The sequence below is a fragment of the Acidovorax sp. genome, from assembly GCF_046339755.1.
GTDB lineage: Bacteria > Pseudomonadota > Gammaproteobacteria > Burkholderiales > Burkholderiaceae_C > Acidovorax.
In genome coordinates this window covers 19,358-38,557 of the sequence record NZ_JBKDTZ010000404.1, presented here as the reverse complement: position 1 = coordinate 38,557, position 19,200 = coordinate 19,358, and the positions used below count along the sequence as shown (strand labels likewise).

Sequence of the window (19,200 nt, the reverse complement as noted above, 5' to 3'; positions counted from 1 at the left end):
TTTTGATTATTTGCAATGATGGGGAACGCATTCCCCAATTAGGTTGTATTTGATTATTGGGGGGCGGCCACGCGGTGCCCAGCCTTGCGCATGGCTTTGGAAAGGCGCTTAATCCGCCCAGAAATAGGTACACAGCAACTTTCGAACGACTACCAAAGCGATCGAAGGTCTCTTTGCTCTAGCAGCGCAGCAAGGGTGACCACGTTGTCGCCACTGCCTGAACCAGACCTCATGGTGTGAGATTCGCTGACGAGGCTCGCTTTGCCTGATTCAAGAAATCTGTTCAACAACTGGTCAACCAGACTGGTGCGGGGAATGAGTACATAGCGGACTTCGCAGTCCAAGCCGGCGGCAATTCGGGAGAGCGTGTTCAAGGAGATGGATCCGTCCACTTCGGACTGCTCCAGTTGGCGAAGGCCCTGAGGAGAGATGTTGATGCGGCGGGCGAGAGCTGGAGCAGTCATGCCAAGCGCGAGCCGGACAGCCTTGATCCATCCGCTTCGTGGAGCGGGGGAGTTCCTCAACACGGCGAACTCTCGCAATTGGCAGTCGAGCTCAACAAGTCGAGATAAGTCCAGGCGGTTTTTCAAGGTATCGGTGGTGCTCATAACAACGCTCAGGTTGCGTGCAATGCGCCGCATGACAACCAATAGCTTTCCTTCTGCGTTGGTTCGGTCACAACTTGCCGAAGCCCCCTGAAGGTTCGCTATCTTCGCACGCTCCAACCACGATGAGACCAACTAGTCTCCTAAAATTCTCGACACATGCTGAAGCTTGACCCTCAAAATTTCGAAAATTTCAGTGAAGAAGACTTGTTACGCCTTCTGGGCGCTGGCGGCTGGGAATCGATCCTTCCGCGCAACCTCAATGACGCCCAGTTGACCTGCCTGTCGGATCAGCTTCGAAGGATGCTGTCGACAGACAGACCGAGAGGGCCGGACGGGCGAGTCAACGCTGCCGTTGCGATGGCCATACTGCTTGTTGCCAGAGCTCATAGATCAGAGCTGGCCGAGCAGGGTAGCCTTCAATTGGAAGGCGACTTCGAGACCTTGCGCGACGTGATGATTGTTCTGAGCATGGCAGCGGACCGGGAGATCGTGAGTCGGGTACTTGACCGTCCTGGCGACGATGATGCATTCAGTCTCTTCGACAGCATCGACGAGATTGCAGCGAGTCGGGTCACCGCATAGCTTCTACTTCGCGCCCTTGCTGTGATGGTCAACCCCGCCCTCTATCCTGGACCTGTGATTTCGTTCGCCTGGGCGGAGCCGCAAGGTCAGCACCTGTTGAACTTACAGGTTCAAGGGTGGCGAATCTGGCGTCGCGCGTCGATTCGAAAGGAGCAAGGGCAGTCTGTCACCTGAGGCTTCTGACGGTGTGGAACAACCCGCAGGTTGTGTGAGCCTCATCGTTTGGACAAGCCTTAGCTTTCCATTTGCGTGGGGATGGCTCTGGGTGCGAGATGCGCGATGAAACTTCAGCTATCTTCGCACGCTGAATCCTGAATGGGACCAACTAGTCCCCTAGAAAGTTGAAGAGCATGCTGCTGTTTGATAGAGAAGAAATCGGCCACTTCAGTGAGATGGACCTGGCCCATGTGCTTGAGGCTGGCGGCTGGGACGCAATTCTTCCGCAGAGCCTCACGGACAATCAGTTGGTGTGCTTGACGGATCAGTTCCGTGCGATTCTTTGGGGGGAAGGTTCACGGGGGCCGGACGGAAGTCCGAATGCGGCCATCGCGATGGCAATGCTGCTGCTGGCAAAGGCTCGTGACTCAGAGTTTGCAGAGGGTGTCGATTTCGACACGGAATCCGACATGGATTTGCTACGGGAGATACTGATGGTCCTCAGCGTAGCTGCCGATCGGGAACTGGTGAGCCGACTGCTGAAGCGTCCAAGCGACCAGAAGGATCTCAGCGTCCTGACTGGCATCGAAGCCCTTGTGATGCAACACGATGGCACATCGCCGATGACTTCAGCCTCGGCTACGAGCCATCCTCCGGCAGGAGCTTAGAAAGATCAGCCCGCACCGACTTCAACACCTTCTCGACCGATGCAGAGTCGAAGCGTCGTGCATATGCAACCGCGAGGAGTGTCATTGGGTGGATGTGCAAGCCCTCTGCGAGGTGCTCAATCATGCCGATGCTTGGAAGCTGATGTCCTTGCTCAATGCGGCCGATGTGCCGACGGCTGACGCTCGAAATCAGATCCTCTTGCTTGAGGTCGCGAGCCGCACGCAGTACTTGGAGCGCGCGACCTACTGCAGCTTTCGGGGGATCTGACTTGCGGGTTGGCATTCAGTCGATTTCCGCTGAAAGCGACCAAAAAGACCACGACCAACTAGTCTCATTGGAAGGAATTTTTTGTCAGAACTAGGCTGATTGGTGATGCTGTCTCTCATGACGTTGAGTGGATCAACGAGATGCTGAGCTATTTCCCCTGTTGAGGCGGCGAGGGCACGGCCCGCAAGCCCAGTGCAGAATTCTCGTCGTGGGAGCGGTATTGGAGGCCGGCAAGTAACCGCAGGCTGCGCACGTATTGGTTTTATGGCGAAATGTTCAATTCTGGGCCCACGGCAGTGAGGTGAAAGCGTGACCCTGCTATTTCTTGATTTTGATGGAATACTCCATCCGGAGTTTTGCCACGCCTCACGACACTTCGAGTGTGAGCCGAGCCTGGCCTTCGCGATTAGCGCCTTGGATGTGGAGATTGTTGTGACCAGCACTTGGCGCCACAACTTGGAACTGAAGGAGATCATGGGAAGGCTGAGCGATCCCGTGTCCTCGAAAATCGTTGGGATGACACCCAGGTATTCGCAGTTAGCCGATGTGCCGCACAAGCTGGCGTTGTACGAGCGAGAAGCAGAATGTTCTGCTTGGCTCTCTGCCAATCGCCCCGCCTATACCCGTTGGGTTGCTGTCGACGACCGGCCTTGGCTATTCAGGCCGTTTTGTCCCAACCTATTTCTGGTCGATGGCAAACGTGGCCTCGACGAGCAATCGTCGCAATCGCTGCGAGCGAGATTGAATGAACTGTCCCGGTAGGCGTGCCGGGTTGCGGCACGCCGGTCTGTCACTTAATCTCGAATTGAGCGCGGTCCTTGTTGGCGATCCACAGCGGTGCCTTGCCGCGGCCAGTCCAGGTGGCTCCGGTGGCTGGATCCCGGTACTTCGGCGCAACGGTAGAACCCTTTGCCGCGCTCTTCGCGCGACCTGCAGGAAACACGTCAGATGCAGTGAGACCGAATTCCTTGACCAGACCCTGAATGGTGGCGAGTGCCTCGCTCATCTCCGACTTACGGGCGGCTTCGATCTGGGCTTCAAGGTTTTGCTTTTGAGCGAGAAGGTCTTTGTAGCTTGGCATGTTGGTTTTCAAATGAAATCAAAGTTGGTCAGTCGCGGATTGTGGCGACCGGTCACGAGTTGTTCTGTAGGCGAAATTCGCATGCGCTGCGAACAGCTTCTCCCTCAACTCTCAATTATGCAGCGTTATCGCTGCCCGCTTTAGTACTCAAAATATAGCGGGCTGCGCTCCCCATGAAAATCCTAGTTCTCTCAGCCCTTCACATCGAACATGCGCCTTTCAATCCACCGCTTGAGTCCGCGTCTTCTGCCGATGTGGTGGTTCTCGCCGGTGATATTTACCAAGGGGTGTATGCCGTTTGGTGGGCCCGCCTGACGTTTCCAGACAAACCCATCGTGCTGGTGGCCGGCAACCATGAGTTCTACCGTGGTCATTGGGGAAAAGCGCTCGACGCCATTCGCGAAGCCGCGCACGTGCACGATGTGCACTTTCTGGAGGACGCCGCGGTCATGGTCGGCGATGCGTGGTTCCTGGGCGCCACGCTCTGGACGGACTTCGAATACTTCGGCGCAGACCTTCGTGACGCGGCTGAACGGGCGGCACGGAGCTACTTGGCCGACTATCGCCTGATCGACGGATGCACGCCGCAGGCCAGCATTGATCGCCAAATGGCGAGCCGTGCTTGGCTGGAGAGCGACTCGCTGCACCAGCTGCAGGGAGCCGGCAAGTGGTGGTGACCCGTCACTATCCGCGCAAAGAGTCCACCCCGAATCCGTACCGGAACGAGCTGAGCACTGCGGCGTTTGGGTCCGCGCTCCCCGTGCATTTCTTTCACGGTGTCAATCTGTTGATCCACGGGCACACCCACGACTCGTTTGACTACCGGGTTTCAGGTTGCGGGTTCGTCGGCAACCGTGTACGAGAACCCGGACCTCAACCCTGGCTTGGTCATCGATCTCGAAAAGGGCGCGCGGTGAGGGCTCACCGACCCGTCGGGAGCGCATGCTTCCGCGTTCTTTTCCGGAGCAATGGCATGAGCCGCAAACCCACCTTCGCGCTGGACGAGGTGGGCACTGCCGAGCTGCGTTTACGACATGCGCCTGATGCTTATGTCTGCGTTACGCAGAAAACGTGAAAGATCTGCATGCTTCGCCCCATCTTTGGCAATGACCGCCCAGCGCCTGATGTGCAGACACAACCTCATGTGGAGCTGCGGCACTGGCGCATCGTGCAGCGTATCAACGGAAAACTGCACATCGTCGCGCAGCTTGCATCCGGTTCTTTCAGACTGACGACCATGCTGGTCGCCATCGATCTGCACCATGCCACGGTCAGGACAGAGTCCGGCCGCTGCTACCACCTGTGTGCGCCTCCAGAAGAGGATGAATTCCTGCGCAGCGCGATGGACGCCTGCACCGTGCGGGGGCTGGCATTTATGTCGGGCGATGTGAGCGAAATCATCTGGACGGCGATAACTAGCGGCACGTGGTCTCGCGACGAAGGCGATCTGCTACCACCGTTATAGCCGTTGTGACAGATGCAAGTCACACAAAGATTGTTATGCCTTTAAACCCACGAGCCCTCAAGGTGCGAACTCAACACTGCCATCGCGCATGCATCGATCGCCACTACCGGGTTTTCATACCGCCGGAGATGGGGTGGAAGGTGGGAATGCGTGTGTATTTTCGCTGCGGGCGGCGGGCAAAGGCGTCCAGATCAGCACCAAACCAGAGCCGCTACTGAACGGCCGACTGGTATCCAGTCGTGTCCGTCGATCCGTCTTGGCCCCGTTGGTCAAGACGCGCAGGAGGCCCCGAGGAAGACGGTGGCATCGACCGCCCCTTGAAGCTCTTGGAAATCGCCGCTTCCATTCCGGCGGCCTTCGTGAGTTCACTGCGCCTGTAGAGGCTGGCAATCGAATGTCAGTACAGAGCCCTCCCAGTCTTGCTCTTCTAAAGGGAAGATCGGCGAGAAGTGCAGCTTCATACCATCAAGCAACCGCTTGACCTGAGGAGGGGAGGCAAAGTATGTCGGTGCCGTTCTTTCAGCTTCAGCGACATTCGAGTAGAAGGTGTGCTTGATCCGCTCTTGAATTTCAAGATCTTCGCCTTGAACGAGTACGTCCTCCAATTCGCCGAAGAGAAACCTCTCCAGGATGTACTTGTCGACGACTGGCACTCCATTTGCGGGGATGCCCACATGTGTCGCTGTGCTCACGACAACGAATGGAAATACATTGAAGTCCTGTGGTAATGCTATTCCAAAGCGTCTTGCCTGAGAGACAAACTCCGCAGCATGATCCATCAGGCACTGAGATTTGCGTTGCGCTTGCTCGGCGGCGCCCAAGACCGTGCTTCGATGCATCGCCACCCCTTTTGCCTCTGTTGGCTCCAGTATGCATTTGGACTCCGCCAAGAAGACGGTGGCGCCGATGACGAAGAGAAGGTCGATTTGCTCAGAACGACCAACGCTCGGCTTGAATGTGTAATCTTCCCTGATGCTGATTGCATTGTTGGCGAGTACCTCTGAGGAAACGATTGCTTTGTGAGCGATAGCCCTAACATGCGCCTCAAATGCTGGTCCCCGCTCTTTCAGTTCTATTCCAGCCTGCCTCATCCAGACATCGACCAATCGGCGCAAATTCGGTGTGACTACTGCCGCGAAAACGGGCGCAACGGTTGTAAGTCCCACAGGTATGAGAGGAGAGGCCCAGATCTCCTGCCCTGGCTTACCACGGAACGTAAAGAACTCAACGAGCTTCCGTCCGTCGGCGGTCTTGATGCCAACCGCATCGTCGAGCGCCTTGACCAACGCGCCAATCTGCAGCACCGGCGCATGCTCTGGCAGCCCGGCTTTTAAAGAGGCATCGGGCTCTGTCGAATTCGCCGCTTTGCCGGACAGCGATGTGACAAGCACTTGCGCCGCTCGCGAGATGACCATCCATGCATCGAGGATCTCTGAAAGGGTGATATCACCAAGGGCGGGAGTCTGTTTCGCAAGCAACTCACTGTAGTAGGGCTCACTCGCAAAGCCACGCAATACAAGTAGCTCCTCTTGCGTCCGAGTCACTTCCCCTGGCTTTGACAGTCGAATGACCTGAGTTTTTCCTTCGTGCTCTACAGCACGGACTTCTCGTATTCGCGGAAGAAGCCCTTGCATGGCCAAGCTGCGGATCTCGCTCTTCGCTACGACAGCGTGCCCCAGTGAAAGTGAAATGCGTCTCACAATACCCAGTGCGTGGCCTCGCTTGGCGTCAGCATCCTCTGGCACAAATGTTTTTACCCCTCCCTTATCCGTAACTCCGTAGTCATTCCAAAGGCAGTCATCCCAGAGATCTTCAACAGAGTGGAACATGACGCCTAGATTGAGTTCGAGCAAGATGTCATTCCACCTGACTTGATTCATGCGGGGGGAGCCAGCCAGGGCAGGATTGCCTTGCAGAGCGAAACGCACTGGAACTTCGATGCCATCGACCAAGCTCGCAAACACGTCGTCGGGAGCCCACTTAGTCTCCCCAAAAAGCGTGAGCTTGACCGCTGCGGCTATCTCTTCGAGCTTCTTTGCACGATCTACTTCCCGATGCTCATCCGCCAGCTTTTCCGCTTCCTCGTGAACTCTGGCGCGCACTACTAAAAAGTTGAAGTTGGAAGCGGCTACATAGGCTCGCAGCTTGGTTGTTGCGGAAAGACTTGAGGTTGAAGACTGCGCCAAGCGTGATCGAATGCGCTGCAGTTTTGCGTAGATTAACAGCGCTGCGTCATAGATACGCTGATCAGACTCGTCTATTGCACCTGCTGCAGCGAACGCGTTTCTCCAGCCGCTAGGTGTGAAAGCATTGCGCCTTGGCCCGACAACCGCACCAGATCTAACTCGCTTAAGGAAATCACCCACGTCAATCACCCTTCACACTCTTGGCCTCCATGATAGGGGCGGCTCAACTGATCGCGATGCTTCCTACAGGCCTTTCTGGCCAAACGCCGAATGAAGCGGCGAGGCGTCTTTCGCCAGCCACTTCATACCCAAAACGGCGAGATATCTTGTGCGCGCACCGAGGCGTATGCTGGCGCCGCATTTGTTCCCGTGCGTCCGGAGTAGTCATGGTCAACATAGCCCTGGAAGCTAATGCCATCGCCAGTCAGGAAGTGACTTGGTGCATCCTTCAACGGGCTGCCACTCAACCGCTGTCACAGCCAAACATGGCCATACACGCCATGGCACATCGCACTTTGTGTACTTTGTCCACTGAGCGCGGGGCAGGTGGCCGAATTGAGCCACTGCATCACTGGGTGGCCAAGACGAAGGCGACGCGAACGGCCTGCAGCGGCATGCAGGCCGTACCGATCGTCAAGCTGATCGGCTTTGGCGAGGTGTGCGACGGGCTGGTGCTTCCCACGCCATTCGGGGTGGCGTGAACGGTCTGCCCACGGGCTCGAAGATCACCTCCAGCCGCCAGAGCCGCCATCAAGCTGTTTGTAGTCATGCCTTTCTCAGCGTGCAGTTTCGATGGCCTTTTACGCGGACGTCCTGGCAAGCCTGCAATCGCAGGAATCGCGTCAACGCACTTCTCGAACATCTTGGAGTCGAGCATGTTCGCACCGCTGACCAGCATCACCAGCGGGATGCCTCTGGCATGTTCAACGATGTGCCGCTTGGAGCCAAGCTTTCCTGTGTTCGTGAGTGTGGGCCCTGCCTCCTGGCTCTCGGGAGCCTGGTACCGAGGCGCTATCAATGCTGGCCCGGCTCCAATCGATCTGGTCATGTTCACGCGAGCGAGTCAGCATGGCCTGGTGCAACTGCTCCCAACACCCGCGGCGTTCCAGTCGCGCAGGCGTCGCCAGCAAGTCATGCCGCTACCGTATCCCAGGGATTGGGGGGAGGTCTTCCCATGGAATGCCTGCTTGCAAAACGAACAGGATGCCGTCGAGGGCGGCTTCATCGCTCACTGCAAGCTTGCGAGCACCGCCGTTGGCAGATGGCACGCGCTGCGAGGGCTTCTGAGGAAGTGGTGCTAGCCACCTGACTCGTGTTCGTCCTTGAGAAACTTTGACAATCGCGAGTCTGACGGCTCAAGCATCTGCACTTTTCCATCCACCAAGCCAGTCACCGCAATTCCCGCTCGGACGTCGGATTTCACGGCCTCGCTTGCCGCGCGTTTCACGAGGCGCGTGAATTGAGCAGCAGTCAAGCCGAGGATTGTGAGCTCTGTTTGGGACATTCTCATCAGGCTACGACCGACGAACGCCTGGGTCAAGTTGACGGCTTTGTTCCGGCTGCGCCCATAGTTCAACCCACCGCTGCACCTAAGCCACTGCAGGCGCGGTTGAGCTGTTGGCAACCGATCTCACTGGCAAATTGCTCAGCAAGGTGTACGCCGGGTCGATACGACCAAACCGACGCAAAATCTCGGCATGACTACCGCGTCCATTGGCCACACTGTGCCCTATCTTCCAGCGTCCTCCCCGCGCAGCGCGGATGTAGTTCTCTATCTAGACCTTGATGGCGTGGTTCACCACGAAGCAGTGCTTTGGCATCCACGCCGGGGCATCTACATGAGCCCACACCAAGCCGCAGGGCATGCCTTGTTCGAATGGATCCACATCCTGGAAGAGGCCCTTGAACCGCATCCGGCGGTGGCGTTGGTGTTGAGCAGTACTTGGTGCATCCGACCAGGGTACAGAGCCACGCTCAAGCGGCTATCTGCCTCCCTGCGGTCCAAGTTCATTGGTGGGACGTACCACAAGCGTGTTCATGGCGTGGATCCCTGGAATCTTTCCACGTTTCGGGCCATGCCCCGGGGCGTGCAGGTTCTGGAGGATGCGCTTCGCAGGAAGCCCCGGCAGTGGATTGCGCTCGATGACGATGTGGAGGACTGGCCTGATTCGGCTCGCCACAACCTGATTGCATGTGACGGGGCCACCGGCCTTTCCAGCCCAGCGGTCCGACATGAACTGAGAGAAAAGCTCCAGCGCTGCCAGGAAGCGGTGTTAGTCCCCCAATGCGTCCAGCACCCTCTCGACTAGAAGTGGCAAACACGATCTCTCAGTGAATCGCGAGCAGATGACGAGGCGAACGGCAAGCAGCGCCCGCCGTGCGGTGTCTATCTTCTAGGGAAGGTCTGCGTCGCGTGCATCGATCCCTCCGCCGGCGGAATTCTCCCCCCGTCCCGACCGAGCCGGCTTGGTGTAACTCGTCGTCTTCGTAGCACCCGATCAGGAGACTGCCCACTTACCTGGCGACGTTCGTGCGATCCGTGAATCCCAGCACGATAAATTCTTGCCGGGGCTGGCACTTGAGCCTTTCCCAGGTCTCGGTGCGGCCGAGGCATAGGGAGCATCGGCACGCTTGGGCCCCCCTCCAGGCCCATATTGCAGGCTGCACCTACCGATTCCCTCGCTCTTTCGTCGAATACTTCGTTTAGGACGTTCCTTTTCGATTCGACAGCTTCTTGTACGTTAAGGCCCTGAAATGCTTTGGGAAATAAATTCGTTGGAATCGGAGCGGGTTCACGTTAAGTTCACGGGGGCACCGTGTTGATGTGACCGACAGATTTGGCTTTCGTCCTGGGATCGAAGGTGCGGAAATCGCCACCATCGAGACTCCCGACGCGTCAGGGTACCAACGGAGTGATGTTCTGAAGAGAGTTGTTCTAGAGAACCTGAGAGATCGGATCGCCGATGCAGTCGCGGGCCTCAAATCTTATGAGGTCCCGGCATTGTGCGCTCGCCTCGGGCTGCAAGACGGTGTATCAGACACTGACAAGGAAGAAGCCTTCAGGAGCAAGCGTGTTTACACCAAGGCCAGGCTCGCAGGAAGGACGGTTGAGGAATTAATCGACATCGGCGGCAGGGTTCTCCTTGAGCTGGACGCGGATCCCCTGGAAGAGCTTCTCTCGGAACTGACGACGCCTGCAGCGCATCTTGTCAGCGATCTCGTACGGATGGATATCCTGAAAGGGCTGAACTCCCTAGAGACACTCTTTGGTGAGAAGTCCATCATTGACACACTGGCGGAAATTTTCGGCGAGTCGAAGATCAAGGACGATGTTGGCGGGTACCTCAAACTGAGTAGTCTTGAGGGCAAAATTGAGCAGTGGTACATCAAAAATCCTGACTGGTCTCATGAAACTCTTTTGATTGAGTGTGGGGCCTTGACGTGCTCCCAAAAGCGCTTCTTTCAGCTAGTTCATCAGGTCGTTGACCCCGCAGTTCGCAGGGACGCCGAACAAGCGGAGCTGGCCGCACAAATTGACATCAGCCTCAAGCGTGATGGCTTCAGTCTGAAACCCGTGGAAGCCAGATCAGGTTATCCCGTTTATGGGATCCGGCGGGCAACGACAGGTGTAGGCGGTGCGATGAAGAATCTGATCTTCGCATCGATCGGCGAGAAGCCAGAGATCATCTTGCGCGACGCTGTAAGCAATGACGTGGAGATTGTTAAGCACGCAGACAAGGTTCTTGTATTCGACCGTCCATTACCCGCGAGTGGCTTGCTTCTTTACACCGATCTGGTGAATTGGTGGGCTGATCTCAGTGGTGAAAAGGATGCCCGATCTGCACTGTACAAGAGACTTTTTCAGGCGGTGAAGATGTCCAGATCTCCGGGCGAGATTGCTGTTTTTAGAACCTACTATGGTCGCTACGGGACACTGCTGGGGGACAAGCTTCCTGCCCTGGTTCCCCAGGTGTACCTGCACTACGATCCATACTCGCAGCGCGCACGTGGCAAAGAGGTTGTTCTTCCGAGGCAGCGAATGGACTTCCTTTTGCTGCTAGAGAACGGAAACCGTATCGTCATAGAGATTGACGGTCAGCACCACTATGCAGATCAAGATCCTGACAATCCACGGCGGTACATTGCAAGTCCGCGTCGTTACGCGGAAATGGCTCGGGAGGATCGACGCCTACGACTTGCCGGATACGAGGTGTATCGGTTCGGCGGCAACGAGTTCGCCGGTGTCGACATGACATTGGGAACAGTCGATCCTGATTCGGAGACTGTTGTGGCGGACTTGATTGACCAAATTTTCAAACGACAGGGAATTCTGTAAAAGGCCTACGGGCATACCGTTAAAGGCAAATACTAGAGGGAGGAAAAATGAAACTCGTTCAAATGCGGTTGAGCAACTTCCAGTCATTTGGTGAAGACGCGACCACCATAGACCTGGACGACATGACGTTCTTTATTGGACCGAACGGAACCGGCAAGACAGCTGTGCTGCAGGCTTTGGCGCGGATGTTCAGTGTCGATTCCTCGCTCCGGAAAATCCGGCGCACCGACTTCCATGTATCTGCTTCTGAAACGAAGGAGGATGCCCCCGATACCCGGGATCTGTGGATTGAGGCGGTTTTTGAATTCCCAGAAGCGGCCGATGAAGAAGGCCTGCATGCATCAATCCCTGCGAGCTTCGCGCACATGGAACTTGAGGACGCGGAAGGACCGCCACGCGTTGTCTTCAGGCTTGAAGCGGAACTAGATGAAGACGGCGAGATTGAAGAGAGTCTGACCTTTGTCGTCAGTGCGGATGAGGATGGCGATCCAATCGAACAGAGGCGCGTTCAAAAGCAGGACCGCAATGCAGTTCAGGTTCACTATCTGCCTGCCCGCCGCGACCCTGCGGATCAGATTTCCTACGCGGCAAACTCAATGCTCGGGCGGGTCCTGCGTGCGGCTGTATGGAACACTGAGAAGGAGGCAATCGCAGGCTTGACGGCGACCATCAGTAACACGCTCAGCGGCAATGCAGCAGTCGCGGGTGTCGGATCGCATCTGGCTAGCCATTGGAGTTCGCTGCACAAAGGGAGCTTCTATGCCAGCCCTTCACTTTCGTTCGAGAGAAGCGAGATCGAGGGCCTACTGCGCCATCTTTCCGTTGGATTCACTCCAGGACACGACGAGGACCTTGTTGACTTCTCTCGGCTCAGCGACGGCCAACAGTCTTTGCTTTACGTGTCGCTGGTCCTCGCTGTTCAGGAGATTGGCCGTAAGGTCTTATCCGGAGAGTTGGGCAAGGCATATGACGTGGACAAGCTGCGTCCTGCGATCTATACCCTGATCGCGGTGGAGGAGCCAGAGAACAGTGTTTCGCCCCACTATCTGGGTCGCATCGTGAAGGCGCTCACCACTTTCTCCGGGCACGACGATGCACAGTCTGTTGTTGCGACACATGCCCCTTCGATGCTAAAGCGCGTCGCCCCGGAGAGCATCCGCTACCTCCGTCTGAACAGTGGCCGTGAGACTATCGTAAAGAAGATCACGATGCCGAAGGATGGAACTGATGCCTACAAGTATGTCCGCGAGGCCGTGCAGGCGTTCCCGGAGTTGTACTTCTCGCGGCTGGTTATTTTTGGTGAAGGCGATAGTGAGGAAATCGTTCTCCCGAGATTGCTTCAAGCGAATGGGCTGGACGACGACGAAGCTTCTATCTCTGTAGTCCCGCTTGGCGGGCGTCACGTCAACCATTTCTGGAGGCTGACGCATGCCCTTGGTATTCCGCACGTCACGCTGCTCGATCTAGATTTGGGCCGATACCAAGGCGGCTGGGGCCGAGTGAAGTATGTGGCCGATCAACTTCTGAAGTTCCCACCCAAAGACAGCAAGCTCACTCAGAATCACATCGACAAACTGGAAAAGTGGAACGGTCCCAAGAAGATCCTGGAGCACGGTGATGGCTGGTTCAAGTATCTAGAATCTGTCGGCGTCTTCTTTTCATCACCCTTGGACCTCGACTTCATGATGGTTCACCATTTTCCGGAGGCCTACGATGTCGATATGAGCGTGGCGGAAGCGCCCGACGAAGAAACCATCGTTGCTGTGCTTGGAAAGAAGCACGATGATTCCACACAGTACTCAGAGGATGAGCGTGCTTACTTCGACGACTACCATCGGCGTTTTAAGCTCGGAAGCAAACCAGCCTGGCACTTGAAAGCGCTTTCCTCGCTGGAGGATGCCGCGCTGAAGGCCGAAACGCCAGATGTCCTTGAGCGCATGTTCAAGGCTATCAAAGAGAAGCTGAAGGATCTTCCCGAATGATCCCCCCTGAGCGATGGAAGCCTTCTGGCGGGCTAGGCCTTGAGCCCAACGCAATGCTCGCAGCGATGGAGACTAAGCGGAGCCTTGCTCTCACTGCGGGCCCAGGAGCAGGCAAGACGGAGATGCTTGCTCAACGCGCAGACTTCCTGTTGCGCACCGGCACGACGCGTTTTCCACGTCGCATTCTTGCGATTTCGTTCAAGGTCGATGCTGCAAAGAATCTGAAGGAGCGCGTCCGCACACGGTGTGGCAGGGAGCTTGCCTCACGACTTGACAGCTTCACGTTCCACGCATTCGCAAAAAGAATCATCGACAAGTTCCGGCCCGTCCTTCAGGGAAACAATAAGCTCAATCGCGGCTACACGATTGGAGACCAAAGAGTTCATCTTCATCAAATCACGTTCAAAGACATGGTCCCTCTTGCGGTGGAGATTCTGGAAACCAGTGCGATTGCGCGCAACGCAGTTCGTCAGACCTATAGCCATGTGTTTCTGGACGAGTTTCAGGACTGCACTGCTGATCAATACAAGCTCATACAGGCGGCATTTGCGGGCACAGGTGCGGCACTGACGGCGGTCGGTGATACCAAGCAACGCATCATGGCTTGGGCAGGTGCGTTGGAGGGGATTTTTGAAACATTCGCAGGTGAATTCGACGCCGTCCCACTCAATCTTTATCAGAACTTCCGCTCCAAGCCGAGACTGCGCCGCATGCAGAACGCGATGGTTAAAGTCATGGATCCGGGTGCGGCTGTCGATGACTCCAAGATTGTTGGATCAGAGGGCTCTGTGGAGATCCTTAACTACGCCGATAGCCAAGAGGAGGCCGAGCAACTGGCCACCCGAATCGCGTCGTGGATCGAAGATGATGGTTTGGACCCTTCAGAGATTGCGGTCCTGGTGTCGAAGCAGATCAATCAGTACTGCGACATCCTGCAGGTGGAATTGACCAAGCGCGGGATCCCTTTCCGGAACGAAGATTCGACACAAGAGCTTTCGTCAGAACCAGTTGCTGCCCTGATCGTTGACTTCTTGCTTGTTGTTTCGGGGAAGCGCCAGCCGGCCGCCTATGGTCGTCTCATTGAGCTTGTCATGTTCAGCGCAACCGGCCCGGATGCTGAGTACCTGGCGCGGGCTCGCTGGGACCGTTTTGTGGAGAAGTGCAGGAAATCTGTTCTGGTTGACGGCGTAGATTTGAAGGCCGAAGGTGTTCTGGAAAAGCTGACTGACGATCTGCTGGCTCACCTCGGGAATAAGACGCTTGTTGGCCTATCCCCGGACTATGAGAATGGCACGCGCCTCAAGGACTTGATCGCTACGACAGTGGATCGGCTTCGGTCCCTCTTCACAGAGGAAAATGACTGTGTGACAGCACTATCCCGCTTTGCCGGTGATGGGGCGGTTAAGGTCATGACGATCCACAAGAGCAAAGGCCTGGAATTCGATACCGTTATCGTGCTTGGCGTCGAGCAAGAGACTTTTTGGGGTGACGCGGACGCGGAAAGATCAGGTTTCTTCGTTGCGATCTCCCGCGCCAAGCGTCGCCTCTATCTGACCGTTGCCGGCCACCGGCGAGAACCTGAAGGTGCACGGTATTGGCGAAAGTCCCGCAACGGGCACGAAGAGTTTCTTGGCTATGCCGGCGAGGATGGCGGCTCATAGCGCCAGGCCCGAGTGATTCCGTAAAAGGCGGTCACTTACTCCTTGATCCTGAAGCTTAATTTTTCGCGTGCAACCTAGTGTGCTGTCCCGCTGATACGTGAGCAAAGTCGATGCAGCTTTTCGAGGATCGAATCTGCGGTGGCGGTCCACTTGAAGGGCTGGCAGTCAACGTTGTGGGCTGCGACGAATTGATCGATGCGCTGCACAAGTTGTTTGACGCTGGTAAAGGAGCCGCGGCGGATTGCCTTGTCGGTGATCAACGCGAAGAAGCGCTCGACCTGATTGAGCCATGAGCTGTAGGTCGGGATGAAGTGCATGTGCCAGCGCGGCCGACTCGCCAGTCACGCCTTGATCTTCGGGTGGCTGTGGGTGGCGTAGTTGTCAACGATGCAGTGCACATCCAGCTGGGCGGGAACAGCCTTGTCGATCTCACGCAGGAATGCGAGGAACTCCTGGTGCCGGTGGCGCGGCTTGCATGCGGCCAGAACTGCACCGTTGAGCACGTTCAGCGCAGCGAACAGCGTGGTCGTGCCGTGGCGCTTGTAGTCGTGGGTGACCCCTTCGATGTAGCCAAACCCCATTGGAAGCATCGGCTGCGTGCGCTCCAGCGCCTGGCATTGGCTTTTCTCGTCCACGCAGATCACCAGCGCGTTGTCCGGCGGGCTCAGGTAAAGACCGACCACGTCGCGCAGCTTCTCGATGAAGAACGGATCATTGGACAGTTTGAAGCTCTCGGTGCGATGCGGCTGCAGCCCGAAGAGCTGCAAATAGCGCTGCACGCTGGTCTTGGAGATGCCGGTTTCAGCGGCCACTGTGCGCACGCTCCAGTGCGTCGAGCCGTTGGCAGGCTTGGTGTGCAGCGTCGTCTTAATCAGGTGCGCCACCCGCTCGTCGTCGATCGTGCGCGCCGGGCCAGAGACATCCTATGGGGAAATACTCATTCGTTTAAAGCGCAGTGTCCGGATCTACGCCCAGGCCGTGGCCCAGGCATCGGCCATGGCCGGCGTGTGGTAGCAGGCGGCCTCGAAGCTCTTGGTGCAGACGGCGCGCTCCAGCAGCTGGATGTCGGCCTCGTGCTGGCGGGCAACGTGCACGTCCTCGAAGAAGAGGACCTTGTCGCAGCGCTTGTCCAGCACCAGCTCGGCGATCTGCGCGTCGCCGCCCAGTGGACCGCTGCGCAGAGGCTGCACCCAGGGCAGGTCGCGCGGCCAGCCGCGCGACCAGGCCATCTCGTTGAGACGACCGCCTGTGGTGCCAGTGGCAAAGCGCTCTTTGGTCTGCGACAGCAGGTCGAAGTGGCGGAACGCGAAGTCGACCATGGCGGCCTTCAAGGCATCGTGCGCGATGAGGGCGACGGACTGCTGGTCGATGGAAGGCACCATGGCCGGCGGGCGCTGGCGCAGCGAGGTGCCGGCCTGCAGCGCGGCCTCCACGGCCATCCATTCGATGGCGGCAGCCACCGTGAGCAGCAGGGGCTCGCATCGTCACGCCTGGTCTCGAAGCCAAGCTCAAGCAGCCAGTTGTTGTGGAGAACGTTGCCGGCGCAGGCGGCGCTATTGGTGTGAACAAGGGCTTGAAGTCACCTGCGGATGGCTACACGATTGTGATGGGAATCGTGTCTGACGTTGTGCTGGCGCCTCTCACAGAAAGTGCTGTGACGTACACCTTAAGGACCTGGAAGCGATCGAACCACTGGGCACGAGTGGCCTGGGCGTCGTGGCCAAGCCGTCCTTGGGGATCAACTCGTTTTCTTCGCTGATTTCCTATGCCAAGGCCAACCCAGGCAAGCTCAGCTACGGAGCCACTGGGGCTGGATCCCTTCCCGCACTCGCCATGGAGTCTTTGAAGCAACGCACTGGAACGAAGATCGAGTTCATCCCATACGCGTCGGCTTCGAAGATTGCCCTCGATGTCATGGGAGGGCACTTCGCGGGGAACGTCACAGCGGTTGGGGTGATGAGCAAGGATCGGGACATTGGCGCGCCGGAGATTGGGGCCGCGGGAGACACACCCGAACTCACAGGCATGGACTTCTACTTCTGGACCGGACTCTTCGCGCCAAAGGGGACGCCTGCCGATGTGATCGCCAAGGTGAACAAGGCATTCGCGGAGGTGTTGGCGGACGAGAAGGTCAGCGCCAGGTTCAAGGACTACGGCGTGAAGATCAGCCAGTCAATGACCCCTGCGCAGTTCTCAGCGTTTGTGGCTAAAAGCAATACAGACTGGACGGCCGTCGTCAAAAGCAGTGGGCTTAAGAAGAACTGATTCTTGGTAATGCCGGCCGCGCTGGGTGATAACTGGGCAGACGCTACGACTTAAATGGCTTGCCTCGCGCTGGAGGCCTCCAGCTTCACCACCTCTCTTTCAAGACCATGGGCAGCGCATAGAGCATTCAAGTCGCTGGCCGCTGCGTCGACTTGAGCACTCGCCCATCGCAGCGTAGCGACGAGCTGATCATCTTCATCCACATGGACATCGAATTCTCGTCCATCATGATCCGCCCAGCTGTAGAGCACGGCCATGGCGTCGGTAGATGCTCTCGTCTCACTCAACGGGCGTGCGCGGAGGTCTCGACTGAACTGATAGGTGATCGCGTTGGTTGGCATAAAAATTTGCTGGTTGATCAAGGACCTCAGATGGCGGGTCATCGGACAGCACGCGATTTGCTGGCCGCCAGTTCCCTAGTCAGGCGGAACAGTTCGGCCTGATATCGCGCGTCATCGAGTGCATCATGGTTGCCCTTGAGTGAGGGGCGGAGAATCTTGGAAATGGAACTGGATTTCGTCTCCTGCCATTCGCAGGAAGTGGCACCCATGAAAAATGCCTTGATATCCAGCGCGGCGAATCCAAATGGATTTGTGCCGATGAACCGATGGAAGTAGTAGTTCACGAATGACCAGTCGAACGCTGCATTGAGCCCGACAAAGACAGGAGCTGCGCCGCTTGCCACATGGGTTGAGATCCAGGAGGCGAACTGGCTCATCCCTTGGGTTGGAGGCAGGCCAGTGCGCGCAAGTTGTTCCATAGAAAGCCCGGTTACCGCCAATGCTTCGGCATCAAAGTTGCCATTGAGCGGCTTCAGCTCCATTGAGAACGCGGTGCTTGGCGAGTCCACCAGGCAGGCTCCGAGAGTCAACATGCTGAACTCGCCCGGGATGGGTCCGCTGGACTCGACATCTACTGATACAAATACTTCCTGCTTTTTGCCCATATGGCTCCTTCGCGAGCTCAGTAGTTGTCTGGAGAATCTGTCAGATCGCCTTTATCTTGGTGCCTGCGCGAGGATCTCGGTAGCCAGGCGCAAGTTGCGCATTGCTGGACCCATAGAGGGACAGGGCATCGCGCAGCCACAACGCATACTCCATACCACGTAGGCTGTGATCTGGAGAGCAGTCAACGGTCCATCGGCGCAACATGTAGCCGGCGTTCGCAGCTCTGACCTTCAAGCGCATGACGCCGTGCTCGTCAAATGGATAGTCCATCAGAACTACTTCCGGGCGAGGATGAGCGGGATGTGGTACTAGCTCAAGCTCGATGACTCGGCTCCACTGATCATCGCTTTCAACACTCTCTTCTCTCGTAACCTGACTGTCACTCAGGACCACAGGGTTGTCCATTCGCGTAAAGACGAAGTCCCGAAACTGCCTGTGTCTGCGGTCGAAAGCACGGACGTGCCAGCGGATGCCGATGTCGACCAAGGCCAGCGGAACGATTTCCCGCTCGGTGCGACCGCTCTCCACCGATGTATACCCCAGCCGAACAGCTTTGCGCTGATGTATGGCCCGGGTGATAGGCGCGAGCACCTGCATATTTGGCTGGCTCAATGGGACCGGAAACTCGCACCGGAGCATGGGCTCCAGCACGTCACCAAGCCCCTGACCGAACCCCTGCGAAAGCGCCGTCAGGACGCGTTGAGGGGAGTGTTCGAACAGAGGGACGAAGTTCTCAGCTGGCCTGTAGACCTTCGACCCAATATCGAAAACGACATTGTTTGGAGCAAATTGCCGATAGGCGGCGATGTCGCGGGTCGCTGCCGCCGGACCCGTACCAAATCGGTCGGAGACATCCGCGCGGCCGAGTTCGCCAAGAAAGTACAGACGAAAGTCGATATGTGCTAGCCGCTCAAGCTGCGTCCTGTTCAGGCTTTCAAGGGGATCACTGCGGGCGGGGTTTGGGGATTCGGACATGCCGCGCATCATATCGTCTC

The 19,200-nt window shown here is 57.1% G+C and carries 17 protein-coding genes and 4 pseudogenes; 11 read left to right on the top strand and 10 right to left on the bottom strand.

Annotated elements, in window-relative coordinates; genetic code table 11:
- Window positions 1–149 precede the first annotated feature (149 nt).
- A complete protein-coding gene (locus ACK59X_RS34650) occupies window positions 150–608 on the bottom strand; it encodes a helix-turn-helix domain-containing protein (protein WP_409964057.1) in 459 nt (152 codons plus the stop codon).
- Window positions 609–764: 156 nt separating this feature from the next.
- Between ACK59X_RS34650 and ACK59X_RS34645 the strand changes: the two genes are divergently transcribed.
- Together ACK59X_RS34645 and ACK59X_RS34640 are read left to right on the top strand one after the other, a co-directional pair.
- The gene (locus tag ACK59X_RS34645) at window positions 765–1,190 is read left to right on the top strand and encodes a hypothetical protein (RefSeq protein ID WP_409964055.1); all 426 of its coding nucleotides are present in this window, start codon (window positions 765–767) and stop codon (window positions 1,188–1,190) included.
- 350 nt (window positions 1,191–1,540) lie between these two features.
- The gene (locus ACK59X_RS34640; RefSeq protein ID WP_409964053.1) at window positions 1,541–2,014 is read left to right on the top strand and encodes a hypothetical protein; all 474 of its coding nucleotides are present in this window, start codon (window positions 1,541–1,543) and stop codon (window positions 2,012–2,014) included.
- Here ACK59X_RS34640 and ACK59X_RS34635 read toward each other — a convergent pair.
- Window positions 1,986–2,297 carry a helix-turn-helix domain-containing protein gene (locus ACK59X_RS34635; protein WP_409964051.1) on the bottom strand — a complete coding sequence of 104 codons (312 nt, stop codon included), beginning with the start codon at window positions 2,295–2,297 and terminating at the stop codon, window positions 1,986–1,988. The genes ACK59X_RS34640 and ACK59X_RS34635 overlap by 29 nt on opposite strands.
- Before the next feature lie 294 nt (window positions 2,298–2,591).
- Here ACK59X_RS34635 and ACK59X_RS34630 point away from each other — a divergent pair, with 294 nt between their 5' ends.
- Entirely contained in the window at window positions 2,592–3,044 is a 453-nt protein-coding gene (locus ACK59X_RS34630; protein WP_409964049.1) for an HAD domain-containing protein, read from the top strand.
- A gap of 28 nt (window positions 3,045–3,072) precedes the next feature.
- Here the strand turns inward: ACK59X_RS34630 and ACK59X_RS34625 are convergent, their stop codons facing one another.
- Window positions 3,073–3,363: an H-NS family nucleoid-associated regulatory protein gene (locus ACK59X_RS34625; protein WP_409964047.1), complete on the bottom strand. Its 291-nt coding sequence runs from the start codon at window positions 3,361–3,363 to the stop codon at window positions 3,073–3,075.
- Window positions 3,364–3,536: 173 nt separating this feature from the next.
- Between ACK59X_RS34625 and ACK59X_RS34620 the strand changes: the two genes are divergently transcribed.
- Complete coding sequence (locus ACK59X_RS34620) at window positions 3,537–4,040, top strand: metallophosphoesterase (RefSeq protein WP_409964045.1); 504 nt, start codon at window positions 3,537–3,539, stop codon at window positions 4,038–4,040.
- A 407-nt stretch (window positions 4,041–4,447) separates the two neighbouring features.
- Complete coding sequence (locus ACK59X_RS34615; RefSeq protein WP_409964044.1) at window positions 4,448–4,828, top strand: hypothetical protein; 381 nt, start codon at window positions 4,448–4,450, stop codon at window positions 4,826–4,828.
- 365 nt (window positions 4,829–5,193) lie between these two features.
- Here ACK59X_RS34615 and ACK59X_RS34610 read toward each other — a convergent pair whose 3' ends face one another.
- Window positions 5,194–7,194, bottom strand: a complete 2,001-nt coding sequence (locus ACK59X_RS34610) for a hypothetical protein (RefSeq protein ID WP_409964042.1) — start codon at window positions 7,192–7,194, stop codon at window positions 5,194–5,196.
- Window positions 7,195–7,400: 206 nt separating this feature from the next.
- Between ACK59X_RS34610 and ACK59X_RS34605 the strand changes: the two genes are divergently transcribed.
- On the top strand, window positions 7,401–7,715 hold the full coding sequence (locus tag ACK59X_RS34605) for a hypothetical protein (RefSeq protein WP_409964075.1): 315 nt from the start codon (window positions 7,401–7,403) through the stop codon (window positions 7,713–7,715).
- Between the two features lie 68 nt (window positions 7,716–7,783).
- Here ACK59X_RS34605 and ACK59X_RS34600 read toward each other — a convergent pair.
- A pseudogene (locus ACK59X_RS34600) lies at window positions 7,784–8,354 on the bottom strand (transposase); the annotation flags it as partial.
- Window positions 8,355–8,711: 357 nt separating this feature from the next.
- Here ACK59X_RS34600 and ACK59X_RS34595 point away from each other — a divergent pair.
- The 4 genes from ACK59X_RS34595 (at window position 8,712) to ACK59X_RS34580 (ending at window position 14,993) form a co-directional block, all read left to right on the top strand.
- Window positions 8,712–9,323 carry an HAD domain-containing protein gene (locus ACK59X_RS34595; RefSeq protein WP_409964040.1) on the top strand — a complete coding sequence of 204 codons (612 nt, stop codon included), beginning with the start codon at window positions 8,712–8,714 and terminating at the stop codon, window positions 9,321–9,323.
- Window positions 9,324–9,838: 515 nt separating this feature from the next.
- Window positions 9,839–11,350, top strand: coding sequence for a hypothetical protein (locus ACK59X_RS34590; protein ID WP_409964038.1), 1,512 nt, complete (start codon window positions 9,839–9,841; stop codon window positions 11,348–11,350).
- Window positions 11,351–11,397: 47 nt separating this feature from the next.
- Window positions 11,398–13,332 carry an AAA family ATPase gene (locus tag ACK59X_RS34585; RefSeq protein WP_409964036.1) on the top strand — a complete coding sequence of 645 codons (1,935 nt, stop codon included), beginning with the start codon at window positions 11,398–11,400 and terminating at the stop codon, window positions 13,330–13,332.
- Window positions 13,329–14,993 carry a UvrD-helicase domain-containing protein gene (locus ACK59X_RS34580; protein WP_409964034.1) on the top strand — a complete coding sequence of 555 codons (1,665 nt, stop codon included), beginning with the start codon at window positions 13,329–13,331 and terminating at the stop codon, window positions 14,991–14,993. Before ACK59X_RS34585 ends, ACK59X_RS34580 begins: the two co-directional genes overlap by 4 nt.
- A 74-nt stretch (window positions 14,994–15,067) precedes the next feature.
- Here the strand turns inward: ACK59X_RS34580 and ACK59X_RS34575 are convergent.
- Window positions 15,068–15,907: pseudogene (locus ACK59X_RS34575) on the bottom strand (IS630 family transposase); the annotation flags it as partial.
- A gap of 51 nt (window positions 15,908–15,958) precedes the next feature.
- Window positions 15,959–16,471 (bottom strand): annotated as a pseudogene (locus ACK59X_RS34570) (methylglyoxal synthase); the annotation flags it as partial.
- Window positions 16,472–16,518: 47 nt separating this feature from the next.
- Between ACK59X_RS34570 and ACK59X_RS34565 the strand changes: the two are divergent.
- Window positions 16,519–17,258: pseudogene (locus tag ACK59X_RS34565) on the top strand (Bug family tripartite tricarboxylate transporter substrate binding protein).
- A 50-nt stretch (window positions 17,259–17,308) separates the two neighbouring features.
- Here the strand turns inward: ACK59X_RS34565 and ACK59X_RS34560 are convergent.
- From ACK59X_RS34560 to ACK59X_RS34550, 3 genes are read right to left on the bottom strand one after another with little or no spacing between them, the layout of a single operon-like run.
- Window positions 17,309–17,620, bottom strand: coding sequence for a hypothetical protein (locus ACK59X_RS34560; RefSeq protein WP_409964032.1), 312 nt, complete (start codon window positions 17,618–17,620; stop codon window positions 17,309–17,311).
- 17 nt (window positions 17,621–17,637) lie between these two features.
- Window positions 17,638–18,204: an exonuclease domain-containing protein gene (locus tag ACK59X_RS34555; RefSeq protein ID WP_409964030.1), complete on the bottom strand. Its 567-nt coding sequence runs from the start codon at window positions 18,202–18,204 to the stop codon at window positions 17,638–17,640.
- Window positions 18,205–18,244: 40 nt separating this feature from the next.
- Window positions 18,245–19,180 (bottom strand): helix-turn-helix transcriptional regulator, encoded by a 936-nt coding sequence (locus ACK59X_RS34550; RefSeq protein ID WP_409964071.1) that lies wholly within the window; start codon window positions 19,178–19,180, stop codon window positions 18,245–18,247.
- Window positions 19,181–19,200 lie beyond the last annotated feature (20 nt).